Source organism: Mumia sp., from assembly GCF_028803055.1.
Lineage (GTDB): Bacteria > Actinomycetota > Actinomycetes > Propionibacteriales > Nocardioidaceae > Mumia.
Genome location: NZ_JARBCJ010000235.1, coordinates 1 through 4,226, shown reverse-complemented (window position 1 = coordinate 4,226; position 4,226 = coordinate 1). Strand labels below are relative to the sequence as shown.

General features: G+C 68.4%; 7 protein-coding genes. 3 read left to right on the top strand and 4 right to left on the bottom strand.

Going from position 1 to position 4,226, the window contains the following annotated elements; all coding sequences use genetic code 11:
- Both PV363_RS16195 and PV363_RS16190 read left to right on the top strand, forming a co-directional pair.
- A partial coding sequence (locus PV363_RS16195; RefSeq protein ID WP_301022872.1) for a DnaB-like helicase C-terminal domain-containing protein occupies nt 1-353 on the top strand: 353 nt, incomplete at its 5' end.
- Between the two features lie 102 nt (nt 354-455).
- Entirely contained in the window at nt 456-1,184 is a 729-nt protein-coding gene (locus tag PV363_RS16190) for a hypothetical protein (protein ID WP_301022871.1), read from the top strand.
- On the opposite strand, the gene PV363_RS16185 is transcribed toward PV363_RS16190, so the two are convergent.
- Nucleotides 1,181-1,534 carry a hypothetical protein gene (locus tag PV363_RS16185; protein ID WP_220345659.1) on the bottom strand — a complete coding sequence of 118 codons (354 nt, stop codon included), beginning with the start codon at nt 1,532-1,534 and terminating at the stop codon, nt 1,181-1,183. The genes PV363_RS16190 and PV363_RS16185 overlap by 4 nt on opposite strands.
- A 94-nt stretch (nt 1,535-1,628) precedes the next feature.
- Here PV363_RS16185 and PV363_RS16180 point away from each other — a divergent pair, with 94 nt between their 5' ends.
- On the top strand, nt 1,629-2,021 hold the full coding sequence (locus PV363_RS16180) for a nuclear transport factor 2 family protein (protein WP_301022870.1): 393 nt from the start codon (nt 1,629-1,631) through the stop codon (nt 2,019-2,021).
- Here the strand turns inward: PV363_RS16180 and PV363_RS16175 are convergent.
- The 3 genes from PV363_RS16175 to PV363_RS16165 are packed head-to-tail and all read right to left on the bottom strand — an operon-like array spanning nt 2,014 to nt 4,013.
- The gene (locus PV363_RS16175; protein WP_301022869.1) at nt 2,014-3,276 is read right to left on the bottom strand and encodes a type II toxin-antitoxin system HipA family toxin; all 1,263 of its coding nucleotides are present in this window, start codon (nt 3,274-3,276) and stop codon (nt 2,014-2,016) included. The two genes, PV363_RS16180 and PV363_RS16175, sit on opposite strands and share 8 nt — an antisense overlap.
- The gene (locus PV363_RS16170; RefSeq protein WP_301022868.1) at nt 3,273-3,623 is read right to left on the bottom strand and encodes a helix-turn-helix domain-containing protein; all 351 of its coding nucleotides are present in this window, start codon (nt 3,621-3,623) and stop codon (nt 3,273-3,275) included. The genes PV363_RS16175 and PV363_RS16170 overlap by 4 nt, the downstream gene beginning before the upstream one ends.
- Before the next feature lie 30 nt (nt 3,624-3,653).
- Nucleotides 3,654-4,013, bottom strand: a complete 360-nt coding sequence (locus PV363_RS16165; protein ID WP_220342711.1) for a hypothetical protein — start codon at nt 4,011-4,013, stop codon at nt 3,654-3,656.
- Nucleotides 4,014-4,226: the final 213 nt, after the last annotated feature.

Below are 4,226 nucleotides of genomic sequence, written 5' to 3'. Positions count from 1 at the left end.
AGAAGGTCGAGAGCCGTCAGGTCGAGGTCTCGGAGTTCTCAGGTCAGATCAAGCTGCTCGCCAAGGAGCTCGAGGTCCCGATCATCGCGATCAGCCAGCTCAACCGAGGCTCCGAGCAGCGCACCGACAAGCGCCCGATGCTGTCAGATCTGCGTGAGTCCGGCTCGATCGAGCAGGACGCCGACATCGTGGTGCTCCTGCACCGCCCCGACATGTACGAGCAGGAGTCGGAGCGCCTCGGCGAGGCCGACTTCATCGTCGCCAAGAACCGCTCCGGCCAGCCGGGTACGGCCACGGTGACGTTCCAGGGTCACTACTCTCGCTTCATCGACATGCCGAAGGAGTTCGGCTGAGCACTGGCGTGGCGTAGCGCGGCCTCCGGCGACGTGGGCGTGGGACGGATAAGCGCGCCTGCGGATGAAGCGCAGCAGCGGATGTCCCCGGGAGGAGATCCAGTGGCCAAGCAGACCACTGACGACATGAACACCGGACTGACAAGCCCGACCGCCGTCCCGCCTGCGAAGGAGCCGACGTGGCTTCGGCGTCGCTGGCGGCGACTGGTCCCGATCGGCATGCTCGCCGCCGCCGCAGCAGTTGCAGCTGCAGAGCTGACGCTCGGCGGCAGCTCAGCCTTCGCGTCATGGACGGTGAAGCCGGAACCCCTCACCGGTCCGGACACCGCCGCAGTCGCGGACACCTGCCGTACCAGGCTCGGGATGCCCGACGGTGACAACCAGACCCTGCTGGCCGAGCGACGCGGTGGCTGGACGTACGTCTTCATCTCCGCACCCGTCGGTGAGGCAACCTGCCTGATGCGCAACGCGGCAGCCGGCCAGGACCCTGAGGGCCACGAGATCTTCGCCGACCTCGCCGAACCCACCCCGACGGCAACGGTGGACCCTCGCCAGATCGTCGAGACCGGAAGCACCGGCGTCAGCACCGACGAGGGCTGGTTCCGCAGAGGATGGCTGACCTGGACCTACGGGTACGCAGGCAACGACGTCACCAGCGTGACGGTCCGAACTCCTCTCGGGACCGACGTCGAAGCGACGGTCAGGAACGGACGCTTCGCCGCATGGTGGCCCTCAGAACGGCCGAGCAGCAAGCACCCCGAAGTCATGGGCGCGTGGCACTACACCGTTACCCTGAGCGACGGCAGCACGCAAGGTCGGGGTCCGCACTAGTGCGAGCGGCGACGTGGCGAGGTCAGGTGCTCGAGCGCGACGGCGGCGAGCGCCACGACCGCTGCGAAGGACAGCAGCGCTGCGAACGCGAATGTCCAGAGAAGGTAGTCGACGAAGACCTCGGCGTAGCGGTCAAGGGCGGGGCCCCGGCTCCACCCGTTGAGGCCGGGTACGAGCCACGCGGCGACGGCGCCGATCGCGGCGGCTCCCATCGCGATGGTCGCGCCGGCGAACACCCAGCGGACGACGACGTGGAGACTCGTGTACGCGGCCGCCGCGACCCCGAGCGGGATGCTCACCATGACGGCGACGGGCAACACCCCGAAAAAGAGGTATCCACTCTCCGTCATCGCGCGAGTCTGCCAGACCGGCGACACCGAGCCCGCGGGCGCCTACCGCATCGCCACCGCTCCGTGTCCTGGCCGACCACTAGGTTGTGTGAGCATGAACGCCAACGAGCTGCTGACGCGGCTGTGCCAGGCCATCGACGCGCACGCGTGGGACGAGTTGGCCCCGCTGCTCCACGAGGACTTCGTCTGCCGATATGTGCACACGGGTGAGACCTTCGACCGAGACTCGTGGGTACGCCTCAACGCCGACTACCCAGGGTTCGAGCACCTCGTCATCGACGACCTCGTGGCGTCCGGAGACAGGGCTGTGGCCCGCTGCCACGTGACCGCCCGGGCTGACGGCGAGCTCGTGCACTTCGAGGTCGCGACGTTCATCACCGCGACCGACGGTCAGATTTCGTCGATGACCGAGGTGTGGACGGACGTCGACGCAGTGCCGCCGACGGCGACGCGCCCGGTGTCGAGCCTCCCGTCGCCACTCAGGTAGGTGCGCCGAACCCGAACCCGAACGCGTTGCGCACGTTCGCGTCGAGAGACGAGAACGACTCCTCGTACCTCTCGATCTCGCGGCCGGTCGCGCCGTTGCTCTCGGCGACCTCCCGCCACCGACGGACCACCTCGGCGACCTCGGCGACGACGCGTCGCGCCTGCGCTGGGTCGAGGCCGCAGTATGGCGCGAACGCCATCAGACCCCGTCCGGTGTCCCTCGGCTGGTACGACCCCGCGATGCTCGTCGCGCGGGAGGCGCCCGCGTCCGGATTCGGGTTGAGGTCGAAGGCGGGAGCGAGCCGCCACCCGGCGCCTTCACGGAGGAAGCCGTGGTTGCGCAGGTGGTTGTCGGTGTTGTGGATGAGGGCACCGACCGCGACGAGGCGATAGAGCACCACCAGGTCGTCACGAGGCGCGACGCCCTCGAAACGCAGGGCGTCGGCGACGTCCTCGTACTCGGCGGTGCCGCCGTCGCCGTGCTCCTGCGCGAGGGTCCGCGCGCTGATGTAGGGGACTCGATCCTCACCGCGCCGGTCGAAGCGTTCGACCAGGAGGACGCCTCGTCCCGCGACGGTCACGATCCGCCGCCGCGGCGTCGGCACGCCGGCGGCCTCGGCAAGGTCGAGCGCCGTCTTCTCCCAGACAGCGCGGTCGACACGGTCACCCAGCATCGGGAACTTCGCAAGGCACAGCCGGCCGTCGTCGACGACCGCCGCCTTGGGGAGCGCGCCGCCGAGCGCGCCGGTCCCAGCATCGAGCATCGTCTTGACCGCTTCGCGCCAACCCGTCGGGGACTCCTCGACGATCACGTCTGCGGCGTGCAGGAGCACGTCGAGCTCGAGCATCTTCGGGACGCCGACCGACTCCTGCAGGAACGGCCCGTCGCCGACACGGAACCGGAGCGCTCCCTGACGGGTGACATCACTGACACCCAGGAGGAAGTCGAGGGCGTTCAGCTCCGACGGGAGATCGGCGCCGGCCAGGTTGTCGGCCCGCCGCTGCATCGTCAGGAGGTTCTTGCCCCAGTGGTCCGGCGAGGAGTCCTGCAGCGAGAGGGGGAGCCCGTCCCGTACGAGGTGCGCCGCGTCGTCGAGCGGCATGGCCGGCTCGAGCGCGTAGGCGTCGGTGCGGGAGAGGTAGTCGTAGGAGTAGCGGAAGGTCGAGGACAGCACGCGACCCTCGGTGACGGTGAGTGTCCCGACCTCGACGTCCTCGCCACCCAGTCGCGTGACCACGTCGATCTGTCGGTTCATCGGCGGACTCGCTGAGGGAGCTGCTGATCGGCTCGTGCACGGCCCAGGTCGGTTCGCATCGGATCGAGCGCCTCGATCACATCATCGGCGAGCCGTGTCACCGTCAGGACTCGCATCAGCACATCGAGCGTGACCCCGGGGTCGCCCTTCTCCAGACGTGCGTACGCGCCGCGCGAGACGCCGGCCCGCTGAGCGAGCTGATCCTGGGTCAGCCCCATGAGCTTGCGCCAGGTTGAGATCCGATCGGCGAGGTCGCGCCGATTGCGGTCTGCTCGCGCATTGGGAGGTCGTACGTCCCGCTTCGCCATCATGCCAGCATAATGCGCTGTGTACGATACGCAAAGCAAGATAAAACCTTATGTACGGAGCACTATGGATCACCCTGGCCCGTGAGGGTGGATCAGGTCGTAGGCGCGCGACACCTTCTGAGGGACGACCATGCGCCACGCGTCGACGACGAGCTCGCGAGCCTCTCGAGGGTCCAGCGCCGCGAGATCGGCATGGACCCAGTTGAAGCGCATGTCCGATTCCGAGGGCAGGTGGAACGTGTTCGGCGCGCTCGCGACGAGTCCGGCCCGCTCCTCCTTGGGGAAGCCGAAGCCCATCACGCGCTCGTCGAGCGAGAACGCCACATAGACGATCTGCTTGACACGGAACTTCAGCCTTCCGCGCACGTACACCTCGTACGAGCGCTCCAGCTCGGAGCCCAGGGACCGGACGTCGTCGATCACCGCCATGCTGAGCCGACTGCGTCGCCGAGCCGGACTCATCGGTGCCGCCGGCCGGACTCCTCCTCGTCGGGGTGGTGCCCCTGCATCCGGGTGGGCCAGGATCGTTTCCATGACGAGCAGAACCGCGCCGCCGGGTTCGTCGAGGCAGCGAGACGTGCGAGCGAGTGTGAGGATGCCGTTCGGCACGATTCTCCTGGCGGTTGGGAGCATCGCGGTGTC

What these genes read in the sequence shown, in the direction of transcription:
- PV363_RS16175 (WP_301022869.1), bottom strand. Translation starts at nt 3,276, where the DNA reads ATGAACCGACAGATCGACGTGGTCACGCGACTGGGTGGCGAGGACGTC.
- PV363_RS16185 (WP_220345659.1), bottom strand. Translation starts at nt 1,534, where the DNA reads ATGACGGAGAGTGGATACCTCTTTTTCGGGGTGTTGCCCGTCGCCGTC.
- PV363_RS16180 (WP_301022870.1), top strand. Translation starts at nt 1,629, where the DNA reads ATGAACGCCAACGAGCTGCTGACGCGGCTGTGCCAGGCCATCGACGCG.
- PV363_RS16165 (WP_220342711.1), bottom strand. Translation starts at nt 4,013, where the DNA reads ATGGCGGTGATCGACGACGTCCGGTCCCTGGGCTCCGAGCTGGAGCGC.